Genomic DNA, 15098 nt, shown 5'->3' on the forward strand with positions numbered 1-15098 from the left:
GGCCTAGGGCCTGTCGTCCCTGCCGGTGTCCTTGTCGTCGTCGACGATCTCGGCGTCCACCACGGCGTCGTCGTCCTGGGCGTCCCGCGGCGGGGTGCCCCCGGTCGGCGGCTGCTCGGCCTGGGCGTACAGGGCCTGGCCCATGCGCTGGCTGACCGTGGCGAGCTTCTCGACGCCGCCGCGGAGTTCGGCGGTGCCGGCCTGCCGTTCCAGCAGTCCCTTCAGCTCGGTGACGGCCGCGTCGACCTCGGCGCGGGTCTCGGCGGGCACCTTGCCGGCGTTCTCCCGGACGAACTTCTCCGTCTGGTAGACGAGCTGCTCGGCCTGGTTGCGGGTCTCGGCGGCCTCCCGGCGCGCCCGGTCCTCCTCGGCGTACTGCTCGGCCTCCCGCATCATGCGGTCGATGTCCTCCTTGGGCAGCGCCGAGCCGCCGGTGACGGTCATCTTCTGCTCGCGGCCGGTGGCGAGGTCCTTGGCGGAGACGTGCATGATGCCGTTGGCGTCGATGTCGAAGGCCACCTCGATCTGCGGCACCCCGCGCGGGGCGGGCGGCAGCCCGGTGAGGTCGAAGACGCCGAGCTTCTTGTTGTACGCGGCGATCTCGCGTTCGCCCTGGTAGACCTGGATGCCGACCGAGGGCTGGTTGTCGGTGGCGGTGGTGAAGATCTCCGAACGCCGGGTCGGGATCGTGGTGTTGCGCTCGATCAGCTTGGTCATGATGCCGCCCTTGGTCTCGATGCCGAGGGAGAGCGGGGTCACGTCGAGCAGCAGCACGTCCTTGACGTCACCGCGCAGCACGCCCGCCTGGAGGGCCGCGCCGACCGCCACCACCTCGTCGGGGTTGACGCCCTTGTGCGGGTCCTTGCCGGTGAGGTCGCGCACCAGGTCGGTGACGGCGGGCATCCGGGTGGAGCCGCCGACCAGGATGACGTGGTCGATCGCGGAGAGCTTCACGCCCGCGTCCTTGACCGCCTGGTGGAACGGGGTCCGGCAGCGGTCGAGCAGGTCCGCGGTCAGCTCCTGGAACTGGGCCCGGGTCAGCTTCTCGTCCAGGTGCAGCGGGCCCTCGGCGGAGGCGGTGATGTAGGGCAGGTTGACCGTGGTCTCGGTGGACGAGGACAGCTCGATCTTGGCCTTCTCGGCGCCCTCGCGCAGCCGTTGCAGCGCCATCTTGTCGCGGGCCAGGTCGACGCCGTACTGGCCCTTGAACCGCTTCACCAGGTGGTCGACGATGCGCTGGTCCCAGTCGTCGCCGCCGAGCAGGGTGTCGCCGTTGGTGGCCTTGACCTCGATGACGCCGTCGCCCATCTCCAGCAGCGACACGTCGAAGGTGCCGCCGCCCAGGTCGAAGACGAGGACCGTCTGGTCGTTCTCCCGGTCCAGGCCGTACGCCAGCGCCGCCGCCGTCGGCTCGTTGATGATCCGCAGCACCTTCAGGCCGGCGATCTCCCCGGCCTCCTTGGTGGCCTGGCGCTGGGTGTCGTCGAAGTAGGCCGGGACGGTGATCACCGCGTCGGTGACGTCCTCGCCGAGGTACGCCTCGGCGTCCCGCTTGAGCTTCTGCAGCACCCGCGCGGACAGTTCCTGCGCGCGGTAGCGGGTGCCGTCGATGCCGCCCTGCTCGGGGAAGCGCCACCCGGCGTCGCCCATGTGCCGTTTCACGGAGCGGGCGGTGCGCTCCACGTTGGTGACCGCCTGCCGCTTGGCGACCTCGCCGACGAGCACCTCGCCGTTCTTGGCGAAGGCCACCACCGAGGGGGTGGTGCGGGCCCCCTCCGCGTTGGCGACGACGGTGGGCTCGCCGCCCTCCAGGACGGCCACCACCGAGTTCGTCGTCCCTAAGTCGATCCCGACCGCACGTCCCATCGCTGTCCCCTTCCGCCAGGGCACTTACGGGTACCTGTGGACTCCAGCACAAAACTTGAGTGTGCTCTTGTCAAGGGGGCGTCCGGGCGGGCGCCGGCGGAAGGGGACGGGCCGGGGATCAGGCGAGCTTGGCCGAGAGCGTGATGGTGGTGCCGGCCAGGGCCTGGCTCACCGGGCAGTTCTTCTTGGCGTCCTCGGCGGCGGCGACGAAGGCGTCCTCGTCGAGGCCGTCGACGGTGCCCTCCACGGTGAGGTGGATGCCGGTGATGCCCTCACCCGGCTGGAAGGTGACGTCGGCCGAGGTGACCAGCTTGGTGGGCGGGGTGCCCGCGTTGGCCAGGCCGTGCGACAGCGCCATGGAGAAGCAGCTCGAGTGGGCGGCGGCGATCAGCTCCTCCGGGCTGGTCCTGCCGTTCGCCTGCTCGGCGCGCGACGGCCACGACACCTGCTGCTCGCCGATGCCGGACGAGTCGAAGGTGACGACACCGTTGCCCTGGAGCAGGTTGCCTTCCCAGACGGTGTGTGCGGAGCGCGTGGTTGCCACGGCGGATTCCTTTCGCAGTTGCGGATTCCTCGGGTTCCTATCCGATCACACTCCGGCCCGGTCCACGGGGAACGGGGGTGCACCGGTGGCTGAACGTGCGCGGTGGCCGCGGCGGCCCGCCATCACCGCGTACACCAGCACGCCCGCGAAGAGGAAGAGCACGCCCTGGTAGACGGCCGCGTAACCGGCCCCGGCGACCAGCCACAGCGAGAAGGCCGCCGCCACCGACGCGACCACCGCGTCCCGCACCAGCCGTGCCCGGTCGACCCGTTCGGCGCGGCCGGAGAGCAGGTGGAACAACTGGGCGGCGGTGGCCAGCAGATAGGGCACGGTCGCGGTGAACGTGGTGACCAGCACCAGGATCTCGAAGACCTTCGCCGAACCGGACGTGTAGTTGTAGACGGTGAGCAGCGAGGCCAGCACCACGGTGACGCCGACGCCGACCGTGGGCACCCCGCGCCGCTTGCGGGCGAACGCGGCCGGGAACAGCCCGTCGCGGGCGGCGGCGTAGGGGGTCTGGGCGCTCAGCAGCGTCCAGCCGTTGAGGCAGCCGGTCATCGACACCAGCGCGGCCAGCGCCACCGCCCAGCCGCCCCAGGAGCCGCCGAACATGGCGTTCACGGCGTCCGAGAACGGGGCGGAGGAGTGCACGAGCCGGTCGTGGGCGACGGTGCCGAAGACGGACAGGGTGCCCAGCAGATAGACCAGGGCGGCGCCCGCGGTGCCGATCACGGTGGCGCGGCCGACGGTGCGCCGGGGGTCCTTGACCTCGCCGGCGCTGACGGCGGCGGACTCCACGCCGAGGTAGGAGAAGAGCAGGATCGCGGCGGAGGCCGAGACCGCGCCGATCGCGCCGCCGCCGGAGGCGTTGAACGGGCCGAGGTTGCCGGCGTCGAAGAAGAACAGGCCGCCGACGGCGACCAGCAGCAGCGGGGCGAACTTCAGCACGGTGGAGACCACCTGCACGGCGCCCACGTACCGGGTGCCGGCGAAGTTGGACAGCGCGGGCAGCCACTGCAGGACGAGCGCGGCCAGGCAGGCGGTCCAGCGGTGGTCGTTCACCGGGATCAGGACGTCGAGGTAGCCGACGGCGGCGACGGCGAGGGCCGCGTTGGAGACCCAGGTGGTGATCCAGTACGCCCAGGCGGCGAGGAACCCGGCGAAGTCGCCGAACGCCTCGCGGGCGTAGACGTAGGGGCCTCCGGTGCGCGGGTCGCGGGCGGCGAGCCGGCCGAAGACCAGGGCGAGCGCGATCGCGCCGACGGTGAGCACGCCGAAGGCGAGCAGGCTGACGGTGCCGAACGGGGCGACGGAGGCCGGGAGCAGGAAGATGCCGCCGCCGATGATGTTGCCCATGACCAGGGCGGTGGCGACGGGCAGCCCGAACCGGCGGGAGTGCCGGCCGGGGTCGCCGGCGGGGGCCGGAGCCGGTGGGGGGACGGTCCCGGGGACGTGCATGGGGTGGTGCGCCTCTCTTCGAACTGCTGCCCGGGATCGCCGGGCCGCCGACCATGGTCGGACATGCCCGTACATGCCGCCAAATCAGGCGCTTTTGTCCTGTGCGACCCCGTCCGGCACCGCAAAAGGTGCGTCCCCGGCGGTCGTGGACCGCGGATCGTCCAGCGGCACCTGGGGGCCGTCGGACTCCCGCAGCCAGCGCCGCAGCACCTGGTGGACCTGCTCGGCGCCGACCAGTTCCGTCCCGCCGGACACCGGCGGGGAGAGCTCCGCCGGTGAGAGCAGGAACGCCTGGGACTGGGCGCCGCCGAGCCCGCCGTGCGAGCCGATCTGCTCCTCGAAGGCGAGGACCTCGCCGTCGGCCGGGTCGTGGAAGGAGTTGACCATGATGTCGGCGGTGTGCGGGAAGGAGTGGGTGCGGCGCACCGCGTCGGCGGCGCCGGGTCCGTACGGGGCCAGCGGGCCGGGGTCCTCGTCCAGCCGGTCCAGGGGTATCTCCGCGCCGCGCGCGCCCAGCACCAGGCCGCCGTGCTCCTCGCTGCGCACCAGCAGGAAGCCGATGCCGGGGTGGTTGGCGAGGGTGGTGAGCAGCGCGGGGTGGCGGGCGTCGATCTCCTCCCGGCTCATCCGGTGCGGGACGTCCGGGAAGGAGACCAGGCCGAGGTTGCCGGAGGCGAGCACCAGGGGTTCGGCGCCGCGGGTCGCGGGGCGGTGCTGCCCGGCGCCCTCCTCCACGGGCCGGCCCATCGCCGCGCGGACGGTGTTGCGGGCCTCGGCGCCGCTGCGGGTGCGGCGCGCCCGGCGCGGCACGGGCAGCCCGCAGCCCGCCCGGACCAGATCGGCCAGGGTCAGTCCGTAGCGGGCCTGGAAGGTCTCGCCGGGGCTCTGGCCGTGGTCGGACAGGACCACGATCCGGTACGGGCGCGGGGCGTGCTCGGCGGCCTGCTCGATCAGCGCCAGCGACCGGTCCAGGCGCCGCAGGACCTGCTCGGCGTCCCGGCTGTGCGGCCCGGAGTGGTGCGCCACCTCGTCGTAGGCGACCAGGTCGGCGTAGACGGCGGTGCGGCCGGCCAGCATGTCGCCCATCACGGCGGCGACCACCACGTCCCGCTCGACGACGGTGGCGAAGGCGCGGACGAACGGGTAGAGGCCGCCGCGCGAGACCCGGGGGCGGATCTTGCGGAAGCGGGCCCGGGTGGACTGGCCGATCTCGCGGCCGACCTCGGCGACGAAGGACAGGGCGGTGCGCACCGCGTTGGCCGGGTCGCTGAAGTAGGCGAAGTACCCGGCGCGGGACCGGGTCTCGCGGCTGCGGCGGCGCACGGCGATGGAGAGCACCAGGGCCTGTTCGTCGGCGCCGCCGCTGAAGAGGTTGCCGCGGCTGGCGCCGTCGAAGGTGAGCAGCCCGCCGTCGCCGGTGCGCTCCACGGCGCGGCGCTGGAGCTCGGCGGCGCTGGAGGGGCGGTTGCAGACCATCACCTCGCGGCTGTCCTTCTCGTACCAGCGGAACGCCGGGACGTCGAAGGTGCTGCCGTGCAGGATGCCGAGCTGGCTGGCGCCGGTCTGGCTGGACCAGTCGGTGCGCCAGGGGGTGAGGCGGTGGGTGGCGGGCTCCCGGTCGGCCCCGGTCCAGCGGGCGACGGTGGGCATCAGGCCCTTGGCCGCGGCGGCCCGCAGCACGTCGTGGCCGACGCCGTCCAACTGGACGAAGACGGTGCCGGGACCGGACGGGCAGGGCGGTCCGGCCCCGCGGCGGCGGTGGGCCAGCCGGGAGAGCCGCCGCCGGTAGGCGTCGTCGTCGCGGACGGCGAGGGCACCGCCGGTGGCGGAGGCGACGGCGGACATCACGGCGGCGACCACGACCGCGGTCTCGGGGGCGACGGCGCCGTGCGCGGAGGGGTTGACGCGGAGCGCGACCAGCAGCAGCGCGCCGTTGAGGAAGAACACCAGCAGCCCCAGGACCAGGGCCGGCACCAGCAGCAGCAGCCGGACCAGCAGCGGCCACACCAGCGCCGACAGCAGCCCGAAGGCACCGGCGCCGAACGCGGCGGTGACCGCGATCCGGGTGGCGCTGTCGCCGTCGGGGGACTGGAGCTGGAAGTCCGGCAGCAGGCCGGCGAGCACCAGCATGGTGACCGTCGAGACCGCCCACACCGCGACGCTCCGGCCGATCTGGCGGGCGACCCGCCGCCACCGCCCTCCACCCACGCTCCGCCCACCTCACGTCCCGGGCCCGCCCTCGGCGCGGGCCCCCACCACCCTGCCACACCGCCCGGGACCTGCTGTTCGTCCCCCCTGGGAGGCGGCGGTCAGCGGCCGTCGTAGCCGGCCGTCGGCATGGACAGGCGGCGGTGCACGCACGCCTTCATCCGGGCGTCGTAGCGGGGCTCCGCGTGGCCGGCGGTCTCCACCCGGACCCCGCGCCGGGCGCACTCGGCGGTGAAGTCGTCCACGGAGGCCAGCGCGCTCGCCAGCACCCGGAAGCTGGGCGCGACGAACAGGTCGCGTCCCGGGCGGACCCCGTCCCACAGGGCGTCGTGGTCCGGGCGCAATCCGCTGACCAGCAGTTCCCGGGTGACGACATAGCCGTGCTCGGCGGCCCAGCGGGCGCACATGGCGTGCTGGCTGCGGGAGTCCACCAGGAAGGGGTCGGCGTCCAGCTCCTCCAGCGGCGTCAGACTCGCGATCGCCGTGACCCTCACCGGTCCCATGCGGCCCCCCTCACCTCCGGTTTCGCCGCAGACCCTACTCCTGGACGTAGGCTGCGGGGAGTCGCGCGAAGGAGGCAAAGAGGTGCCGGTGGAGGTCACCTGGTGGGGTCATGCCACCTGCACGGTCGAGGACTCGGGCACGCGGGTGCTCACCGATCCCCTGTTCGCCCGGCGTCTGGCGCATCTGCGCCGCAGGAGGGGCGCACTTCCACCGCCGAGCGCCTGGCGTGCCGACATAGCGCTGGTCTCCCATCTGCACGCCGACCATCTGCATGTGCCGTCGCTCGCGCGGCTCGCGCCGGGCACGCGCCTGCTCGTGCCCCGGGGTGCGCCCCGCACCGTGCCGGGGCTGCGCCGGTTGTCCCACCTGGCGGTGACCGAGGTGCGGCCGGGCGACGAGACGACCGCCGGGGAGCTGCGGATACGGGTGGTGCCGGCCCGGCACGACGGGCGGCGGCTGCCGCTGGGGCCGCACCGCTCCCCCGCCCTCGGCTTCGTGATCGAGGGCGAGGGCCGGACGTACTTCGCCGGGGACACCGCCCTGTTCGACGGGATGGCCGAGCGGGTCGGCCCGGTCGACGTGGCGCTGCTGCCGGTCGGCGGCTGGGGGCCGTACCTCGGTGAGGGGCACCTGGACCCGGGGCGGGCCGCCGAGGCGCTGGCCCAACTGGCGCCGCGCAGCGCGGTGCCGGTGCACTACGGCACGTACTGGCCGATCGGGATGGACGCGGTGCGTCCGCACGAGTTCCACACGCCGGGCGAGGAGTTCGCGCGGCTGGCGGCGCTGCGCGCGCCGGGGGTGGCGGTGCACCGGCTGGCGCACGGGGAGAGCGCCCGGCTGGAGGTCGCCCGGTGACCTGGCTCGGTGCCGCCACGGTGGTCCCGCCGGAGACCACGCAGCAGGCGCTCGGCTATCCCTCGCTGTTCCTGCTGGTGCTGATCGGGGCGCTGGTGCCGGTGGTGCCGACGGGGGCGCTGGTGAGTTCGGCGGCCGTGGTGGCGTTCCACCGGACGGCGATCTCGCTGGGGATGGTGTTCCTGACGGCTTTCGCTGGCGGCGTTCCTCGGGGACCTGGCGCTGTACTGGCTGGGGCGGCGCGGCATGAAGTCGAAGAACGGCTCGCGCTGGCTGGAGGCGATCCGCTCCCGGGCGCCGGAGGACCGTCTGGCGCAGGCGCAGGAGAAGCTCGCCGGGCACGGGGTGGCGGTGCTGGTGCTGTCCCGGCTGGTGCCGGCCGGCCGCATTCCGGTGATGCTGGCCTGTCTGATGGCGAAGTGGCCGCTGCGGCGCTTCGTGCGCGGCAATCTGCCCGCCTGCCTGGCCTGGGCGGTCACCTACCAGCTCATCGGGATACTCGGCGGTTCCCTGTTCAAGGAGCCGTGGGAGGGCGTCGCGGCGGCCGTGGTGCTGACGGTGGTGGTCAGCGTGGCGCCGGGCCTGTGGAAGAAGGTGCGGCGCCCGGCGAAGGCGTGACCCTCCCCGGCGACGGCGCGGGGGCGCTCCCCCGGTCCGCTACGGGCGGTCGAGGACGCGGGAGGCGCCCACCGGGAGGTCCCACAGGTCCTCGCGGGGCAGGCCCGCCCGCTCCCAGGCGGCCCGGACCCGGGTGAGGGGTTCGAGGACGGGTTCGGCGGAGAGCACGAAGGTCGCCCAGTGCATGGGGGCCATGCGGCGGGCACCGAGGTCCTGGGCGGCCTGGACCGCCTCCTCCGGGTCGCAGTGCACGTCGCTCAGCCACCAGCGGGGGTCGTAGGCGCCGATGGGCAGCAGCGCGAGGTCGATGCCCGGGTAGCGGCGGCCGATGCGCTCGAACCAGTGGCCGTAGCCGGTGTCCCCGGCGAAGTACACCCGCCGGCCGTCGGGGTCGGTGAGGACCCAGCCGCCCCACAGGGTGCGGCAGGTGTCGGTGAGGGTGCGCTTGGACCAGTGGTGGGCCGGTACGAAGTCGAAGCGGACGCCGCGCAGTTCGGCCGCCTCCCACCAGTCCAGCTCGGTGACGCGGGTGAACTTGCGGCGGCGGAACCAGCGGCCGAGCCCGGCCGGGACGAACACCGGGGTGTCGCGCGGCAGTCGGCGCAGGGTCGGGGCGTCCAGGTGGTCGTAGTGGTTGTGGCTGATGACGACCGCGTCGACCGGCGGCAGCGCCTCCCAGGCGACGCCGACGGGCGTGATCCGGGCCGGGGTGCCCAGGATGCGCCGCGACCAGACCGGGTCGGTGAGGACGGTCAGCCCGCCGACGCGGACCACCCAACTGGCGTGCCCCGCCCAGGTGACGGCGACGGTGCGGGCGTCCACGCGGGGCAGCGGGCCCGGCTCGTACGGCAGCCGGGGGATGTCGGCGAGGCCCTCGGGGCCGGGTCTGACGGCGCCCTCGCGGGCGAACCGGGCGGTGGCCCGCAGACCGGGCAGCGGGGTGGTCAGCCGGTCGTGGAACCTCCGCGGCCAGACCCGGCGCTGGGCCAGCGGGCGGGGCGCGGGGAGCGGCGGGGCGGGCGCCAGCGGTGACGTGTCCACCGGGGTGCCGGTGTCCCGGGCGGGCGGGGTGGTGGTCGGCTCGGACTGCTGCGTCATCGGTGAGGCTCCCATCGCTGGGCGTCGCGAAGATCGTCGAAGACCGTCTTCAGATCGTTCAACGCGCGTTGCGGTTCTGGTAGTTCCAGTGGATCCGGTGCGGTGAGACAGGCCGCGCGCCGCTCCTCCGAGGCGCCCAGCAGGGGCCCGGTGGACAGCCGTACGCGCGGGGTCGCGAGGTCGTCGCCGAAGCGGTGCCCGCCGGGGACGGGAACGCCGAGCCGGCCGGTGAGGAAGTCCTCCAGTTCCTGCGCGTCGCCGACGCCCCACGCGGCGAGCGCCTCGCGCAGCGGGGACAGGTCGGCGTACAGGTGGCGGCCGGCCCGGGGCGGCCGGGACAGCGCGCCCGCGCCGGTGACGACGGCGTGCGCGGCGGCGGCCACGCGCGCGTGCAGGCGTACGGCGGCGGCGCGGTGGGCGGTGACCGGCGCGGGTTCGGCGAGGGCGTACGCGGCGGCGGCGGTGACCGGGGCGGTGACCCGGGCTCCGAGCGCGGTGAGCACGTCGAGCACGCGCGCGTGCAGGGCGTCCCCGGCGGCCCCGGCGGGGAAGCGGGCGACGGCGGCGGGCCAGCCCGGCGGGAGCAGCGCGCCGGCCAGGTCGGTGACGACGGTGACCCGCTCGGGCAGCATCTCGGCCGGGCTGAGCAGCACCGTGGCGTGCGGACCGTGCAGGGTGTCGCGCCAGGTCTCGTCGGCGGCCAGGTGCAGGCCCGCGCCGGCGGCGGCCTCGACGGTCTCGTGCAGCAGTTCGGGCGGGGCGACGGTGCCGGTGGGGTCGTCGGCGACGGACAGCACCAGCAGCCTGGGGTCGCCGCCCTCGGCACGGACCCGGCGGACGGTCTCCAGCAGGGCGTACGGGTCGGGGACGCCGCCGGACTCGGCGGGGGTGGGGACGTGGAAGACGGGCCGGCCGAGCAGCCGCGCGTACGGCGCCCACCAGGCGGCGCAGGGCCGGGGCACCAGGACGTCGCCGCCGAGCGCGGCGGTCAGCGCCAGCAGCAGGGGCGGGGCGCCGGGGGCGGCGGCGACCCGGCCGGGCCCGGTGGGCAGGCCACGGCGGTCCCAGTAGCCGCGGGCGGCGTCCAGCAGGGCGGGGGCGCCGCCGACCGGGTCGGCGGCGGCGCGGCCGGCGGCGCGGGCGAGCACCTCGGTCAGTTCGGGGGGCGGCGGCAGGCCGTCGTCGGGGAGCGGCGGCCCGTACCGGACCGGGCCGTGCCCTTCGGTGACCGTGCGCCGCATCCGTACCTCCGCCCGGTCCGCCCGGTGCTCCGCGCCTCGCCGGGTCCGTCCCGCCGCCCGCCGGTCCTCCGGGTACCCAGCTCGCGGCCGGAGCATGGCCCCGGGATCGGGGCGCGCGGATCACGGGGACCGGTGGTCAGGCGCCGGTTCCGCGGTCGCGGAAGCGCAGGCGGTGGGCCGCGGCGGCGAGCGCGCCCGCGATGAGGACGCCGCCGGCCACCAGGGCGGGGACGGAGTCGGTGAAGGCGCCGCCCTGGCCGGCGTGGACGCCGTGCGGGGGCGGGGCGTCGCAGGGCTCGCCGGGGCGCACGGTCCGGGGGCAGGGCGGCTTGGTGGTGCCGCAGTGGCCGCCCGGCCGGACGGGCTCGGGACAGGGCCCCCCGCGCGGCTTGAGCACGGTGAAGGTGGCGCTCCACGGCGGTCCCTCGGTGCCGCGCGCCCCCGGGCAGGTGCCGTCGACGGTCCAGGCGGTGTCGGGGCCGGCGGAGTCCGGGCCGCCCTCGAAGTTCCCGGCGGGGGCGACGCGGGCGGTGCCCCGGTAGGCGGGCCCGGCGCCCTTGCCGCCGTCGTCGCCGGGGACCTTGCGGAGCGTGACCGTGCCCTTGTCGAACGCCTGCGAGGTGGCGTCCAGCACGGCCGGCGCGGGCCCGTGGACGCGGGGGCAGGAGACGGACACGGTGACGGTGGCGCCCGGTTCGACGGTCCCGGGGCTGACCTCGGCGGCGGGCTCCCGGCCACCGGGGCGCCGGCCCGCGTCCGCCCCGGCCGGTTCACCGGGGTCCTCGGGCGGGCCGGGCGGCTCCGCGCCGAACGGCTCCCCGGTGTCCGCGAGGTCCTCGCCGAGGGGCTCGTCCGCGTCCGGGATCTCCGGGACCTCCCCGTCCAGCGGTTCCTCCGCCTCGGCCGGTCCCACGGCGTCCCCGGCGGGGTCCGCCGCGCGCACTCCCCCGTCCGGTGCCGCCTGCCACCGGACGGCCGGTGCCGCGTGGCCGGGCACGGGACCGGTGGTCAGGGCGGCGCCGGCCAGGACGGCGACGGACAGGGCGCGGGCGGTGCGGCGCATGGGACGGGCTCCTTCGAGCGACGGCTCGGGGGGCACGGCACTCGCGCCCCCTGCGGCCATCACAGCCCGCCCGCTCCCGTCCCGCGCGCCGCCCTGGGCCGTTCGCGGGACCGGCACGCCCGCGCGGGTGACCCGCCGGGTTTCGGCCGGTCCGCCGGGCCGGGGCGCACCGCCGGACCGAGGCGCACCGCCGGACCGAGGCGGGCCGCCGGACCGGGGCGGAGCGCCAGGCCGGGCTGCCAGGTCACAGCGGGCCAGAGCCTGGCGGCCTCGCGACGGCGGAAGGGCCCCCGGGCCGGGCGTCCGTGCCGCGGCAGGACCTCAGGCAGAAGCCGCGGGAGTCCCCGCCGGGGCGGGCGCGGGCGCGGGAGCCGGGACAGGCCCGGGGGCCGGGAGCGCCGGGGCGGGGGCGTCGGGCGCCGGTTCGGCGTCCGCGCCCGGCAGCAGCAGATCCTCGTAGCAGCCCAGGCCCAGCACCACGCCGAGCATGAGGACCGGGATGAGCAGGGCGAGCAGCACCGCCATGGTCCTTCCGTCCTTCCGGAGGAGAGGGTGAGGCGTGGGGGGCCTCCGTCCGTGTTCCCGCTCCCGGCCGGTCAAACCCGCGCGGTTTCCGGTGTCGCCCCGCGCTCGCCGGGTACGCGGTGCGGACCCCCGAAGGATGTGGAGGGAGACATGCAGCGAGGCAGCGACCGGCTGAGCGTCCACCGTGACGACGAGATGAAGCACGAACTGCAGGGGATGCTCAAGTCCGGGCACCCCACGCGCACCGAGGAGTGGCACGACCCGGAGCCGACCGCCGAGGACGACCCGGAGGTCATGAACGGCCCGGTGACGCCGGGCCGGGGACCGTCGTCGCTGGAGACGCTCCGGCTGGAGCTGGCCCGGAACCTGACGCGCGGCACGTTCCCCGCGACGCCGCGCGAGGTGGCCCGCGCGCTGCGCGGCGGCCACGCGCCCGACGCCCTGGTCGACCGGGTCGAGGGGCTGCCCCACGAGACGCGCTACGGCACCGTCCAGGAGCTGGCCGAGGCCCTCACCGGCCCGGACGCTCCGGGCAGTTAGGGGCACCCGGAGATGACGGAGATGACCACCCGCGTGAAGGACGTGATGACCCCCGGTGTGGTCGCCGTCCGGCCGGACGCCTCGCTGATGGAGGCGGCCCGGCTGATGGCCGGGCAGAACATCGGCGATGTCGTGGTGGCCGACGGACAGCGCGTCGTCGGGGTGCTCACCGACCGGGACATCACCGTGCGGGCCGTCGCCGAGGGCCGGGACCCCGTGACGGCGGGCGTCCGGTCGGTCTGCACCCCCGACCCGCTGGTGATCGGCCCCGACGACCCGGTGACGGAGGCGATGGCGCTGATGCGCGAGCACGCGGTACGCCGGCTGCCGGTCGTGGAGAACGGGCTGCCGGTCGGCATGGTCAGCCTCGGCGACCTGGCCGCGCAGCCGGCGGCGGACGCCGCGCTCGCCGACATCAGCCGCGCCGAACCGGACACCCGCGACGCCGGGTGACGGCCACCGGGACGCACGCGAGACGAGAAAGGAAGCAACGAGATCATGCGTATCGCATTTCTGACCGCGCCCGAGGGCGTCGAGCAGGTCGAGCTGACCGAGCCGTGGCAGGCGGCGAAGGACGCCGGTCACGAGCCGGTGCTGGTGTCGACGCAGTCGGGCGAGATCCAGGCGTTCAACCACCTCGACAAGGCGGACACGTTCCCCGTGGACGAGGTGGTGGGCGAGACCTCCGCCGACTCCTTCGGCGGCCTGGTGCTGCCGGGCGGTGTCGCCAACCCCGACTTCCTGCGCACGGACGAGAAGGCCGTGGCGTTCGTCAAGGACTTCTTCACCCAGGGCCGCCCGGTCGCCGCGATCTGCCACGCCCCCTGGACGCTGGTCGAGGCCGACGTCGTACGCGGCCGGGTGCTGACCTCCTGGCCCAGCCTGGCGACCGATCTGCGCAACGCGGGCGCGACCTGGGTCGACGAGCAGGTCAAGGTCTGCGACCACGGCCCCAACCGGCTGATCACCAGCCGCAAGCCGGACGACCTGAAGGCGTTCTGCGAGACCTACCTCGCGGAGTTCGCCAAGACGGGCTGAAGGCAAGACGGGCTGAAAGGCCGCGCCCCGTACCGAAGAGGCGCCCCGCCGGGTGGACCGGCGGGGCGCCTTCCTCACGTGCCCGAGGGGGTCGCGGTCTCCCCGCCGGTGCGCTCGCGCGCGCCCTCCCGGGTCCGGCCGGCGGCGACGGGGCGGCGCGGGTTGCGGCGCAGCCACTCGCCCTCCAGTTGCGCCATGCGCTCGTTGTGGGCCCGCAGGGCGTCGTTCGACCCGTACAGCAGCGTGTCGTGACGCGTGCGGTGGATGTTCTCCAGCTCCTTCATGAGCTGCTGGTCGTCCAGGCGGGCCGGGTCCACTCCGGTCGAGGTCTCGTGTTCGTTCATGGCGTCCGGGTACCCGCCCGGAGAACCACCACCCCCGAGCGGCATCCGGGAGGGATCCATGGATCTCGCATTTCTGCACCCCCTCTACGAACAGCCGGGCCCCTGGGCCTCTGTCTACCTCGATCTCTCACAGCACGCGGAGGACACCTCCCACGCCCGCCATCTGACGGCGGAGGCGGTGGCCCGGGAGCTCGCGGAGCAGGGCGCGGACGAGGCCACCTGCCGGGCGGTGCGGGACGCCGTGGAGGAGCTGCGGCGCTCCAGCGACCAGCACGGCCGGGTGCTGTTCGCCCGCGCCGGACAGGTGCTGCTCGACCCGCCGCTGGCCCGCGCCCCGCAGGGCGGCAGCACCGCGCACTGGGCGCCGCTGCCGCGCGTGTCGCCGCTGCTGGAGCTGGTCGGCGAGGACCCGGTCTGCGTGATCGCCTACGTGGACCGCAGGGGCGCCGACTTCGAGCTGCGCAGTGCGCTGGGCAGCCGGGCCGCGGGCGGGGTGACCGGGCAGCAGTGGCCCCTGCGCCGGACCGCCAGCGCCGACTGGTCGGAGCGGCACTTCCAGCTCCGGGTGGAGAACACCTGGGAGCACAACGCGGCGGAGATCGCCGACGCGCTCGCCGTGTGCCAGCAGGAGACCGGCGCCGACCTGCTGATCCTGGTCGGCGACGACCGGGAGCGGCGGACGGTGCGCGAGCACCTGCCCAAGCACCTGGCCGACTGTGTCACGGAGGCGTCCCGCGGGGCCGGCAGCCGGCTCCTGGACGACGAGGTGGAGCGGCTGCGCGCCGACCACGTACGGGCCCGGGCGCAGGCGGACCTGGACCGGTTCCTGGCCGCCCGGGCTCCGGACGACGAGGGCCGGGCCGCCGCCGTCGAGGGCGTGCCCGCGCTGGTCGAGGCCGCCCGGGAGCACCGCATCGACGAACTGCTGCTGATCCCGGACGGCCCGGACACGCACCGCGAGGTGTGGATCGGCGAGGACGCCGACCAGGTGGCCGTGCGCCGCACCGAGCTGAAGACGCTCGGCGAGCAGAACTCCTGGTCGGCCCGTGCGGACGACGCCCTGCTGCGCTCGGCCGTGATGACCGGCGCCCCGGCGATCTCGGTGGTGCCGGCGCTGCCCGAGGGCGGCGAGGACACCCCGGTGGGCGGCCTGGGGGCGCTGCTGCGCTGGCGGTGACCCGGCCGCCGGTGGCCGC

General features: G+C 75.4%; 15 protein-coding genes and 1 pseudogene. 6 read left to right on the forward strand and 10 right to left on the reverse strand.

The window, feature by feature from the left end:
- Positions 1–3: 3 nt before the first annotated feature.
- From dnaK to IE316_RS29025, 5 genes are all read right to left on the reverse strand, one after another.
- Positions 4–1866 carry a molecular chaperone DnaK gene (gene dnaK, locus IE316_RS29005; protein WP_190207496.1) on the reverse strand — a complete coding sequence of 621 codons (1863 nt, stop codon included), beginning with the start codon at positions 1864–1866 and terminating at the stop codon, positions 4–6.
- 118 nt (positions 1867–1984) lie between these two features.
- Complete coding sequence (locus IE316_RS29010) at positions 1985–2410, reverse strand: OsmC family protein (protein WP_190207497.1); 426 nt, start codon at positions 2408–2410, stop codon at positions 1985–1987.
- Positions 2411–2455: 45 nt separating this feature from the next.
- Positions 2456–3868: an amino acid permease gene (locus IE316_RS29015; protein ID WP_190207498.1), complete on the reverse strand. Its 1413-nt coding sequence runs from the start codon at positions 3866–3868 to the stop codon at positions 2456–2458.
- 84 nt (positions 3869–3952) lie between these two features.
- Positions 3953–6076, reverse strand: a complete 2124-nt coding sequence (locus IE316_RS29020) for a phage holin family protein (protein ID WP_229910598.1) — start codon at positions 6074–6076, stop codon at positions 3953–3955.
- A gap of 101 nt (positions 6077–6177) precedes the next feature.
- Positions 6178–6579: a hypothetical protein gene (locus IE316_RS29025; RefSeq protein ID WP_190207499.1), complete on the reverse strand. Its 402-nt coding sequence runs from the start codon at positions 6577–6579 to the stop codon at positions 6178–6180.
- Between the two features lie 82 nt (positions 6580–6661).
- Between IE316_RS29025 and IE316_RS29030 the strand changes: the two genes are divergently transcribed.
- Both IE316_RS29030 and IE316_RS29035 read left to right on the forward strand, forming a co-directional pair.
- On the forward strand, positions 6662–7435 hold the full coding sequence (locus IE316_RS29030) for an MBL fold metallo-hydrolase (protein ID WP_190207500.1): 774 nt from the start codon (positions 6662–6664) through the stop codon (positions 7433–7435).
- Positions 7432–8053, forward strand: a pseudogene (locus tag IE316_RS29035) (DedA family protein). The gene IE316_RS29030 and the pseudogene IE316_RS29035 overlap by 4 nt, the downstream one beginning before the upstream one ends.
- 39 nt (positions 8054–8092) lie before the next feature.
- Here IE316_RS29035 and IE316_RS29040 read toward each other — a convergent pair.
- From IE316_RS29040 to IE316_RS29055, 4 genes are all read right to left on the reverse strand, one after another.
- The gene (locus IE316_RS29040; RefSeq protein WP_190207501.1) at positions 8093–9151 is read right to left on the reverse strand and encodes an MBL fold metallo-hydrolase; all 1059 of its coding nucleotides are present in this window, start codon (positions 9149–9151) and stop codon (positions 8093–8095) included.
- A complete protein-coding gene (locus IE316_RS29045; RefSeq protein WP_190207502.1) occupies positions 9148–10392 on the reverse strand; it encodes an aminotransferase class I/II-fold pyridoxal phosphate-dependent enzyme in 1245 nt (414 codons plus the stop codon). Before IE316_RS29045 ends, IE316_RS29040 begins: the two co-directional genes overlap by 4 nt.
- Positions 10393–10528: 136 nt before the next feature.
- Entirely contained in the window at positions 10529–11455 is a 927-nt protein-coding gene (locus IE316_RS29050) for a hypothetical protein (protein ID WP_190207503.1), read from the reverse strand.
- 321 nt (positions 11456–11776) lie between these two features.
- Positions 11777–11980, reverse strand: a complete 204-nt coding sequence (locus tag IE316_RS29055; protein WP_190207504.1) for a hypothetical protein — start codon at positions 11978–11980, stop codon at positions 11777–11779.
- A 150-nt stretch (positions 11981–12130) separates the two neighbouring features.
- Here IE316_RS29055 and IE316_RS29060 point away from each other — a divergent pair, with 150 nt between their 5' ends.
- Genes IE316_RS29060 through IE316_RS29070 form a run of 3 tightly spaced genes read left to right on the forward strand, consistent with a single transcriptional unit; the run spans position 12131 to position 13558 of the window.
- A complete protein-coding gene (locus IE316_RS29060; RefSeq protein WP_190207505.1) occupies positions 12131–12520 on the forward strand; it encodes a DUF2795 domain-containing protein in 390 nt (129 codons plus the stop codon).
- A 21-nt stretch (positions 12521–12541) separates the two neighbouring features.
- Positions 12542–12973: a CBS domain-containing protein gene (locus tag IE316_RS29065; protein ID WP_190207506.1), complete on the forward strand. Its 432-nt coding sequence runs from the start codon at positions 12542–12544 to the stop codon at positions 12971–12973.
- Positions 12974–13018: 45 nt separating this feature from the next.
- A complete protein-coding gene (locus IE316_RS29070) occupies positions 13019–13558 on the forward strand; it encodes a type 1 glutamine amidotransferase domain-containing protein (RefSeq protein WP_190207507.1) in 540 nt (179 codons plus the stop codon).
- A gap of 74 nt (positions 13559–13632) precedes the next feature.
- On the opposite strand, the gene IE316_RS29075 is transcribed toward IE316_RS29070, so the two are convergent.
- Positions 13633–13902: a DUF6158 family protein gene (locus IE316_RS29075; protein WP_190207508.1), complete on the reverse strand. Its 270-nt coding sequence runs from the start codon at positions 13900–13902 to the stop codon at positions 13633–13635.
- A 58-nt stretch (positions 13903–13960) separates the two neighbouring features.
- Here IE316_RS29075 and IE316_RS29080 point away from each other — a divergent pair, with 58 nt between their 5' ends.
- Positions 13961–15079: a baeRF2 domain-containing protein gene (locus IE316_RS29080; RefSeq protein ID WP_190207509.1), complete on the forward strand. Its 1119-nt coding sequence runs from the start codon at positions 13961–13963 to the stop codon at positions 15077–15079.
- The last annotated feature ends 19 nt before the right edge of the window (positions 15080–15098 follow it).

Origin of the sequence: Streptomyces fumanus, assembly GCF_014655295.1 — a bacterium.
Lineage (GTDB): Bacteria > Actinomycetota > Actinomycetes > Streptomycetales > Streptomycetaceae > Streptomyces > Streptomyces fumanus.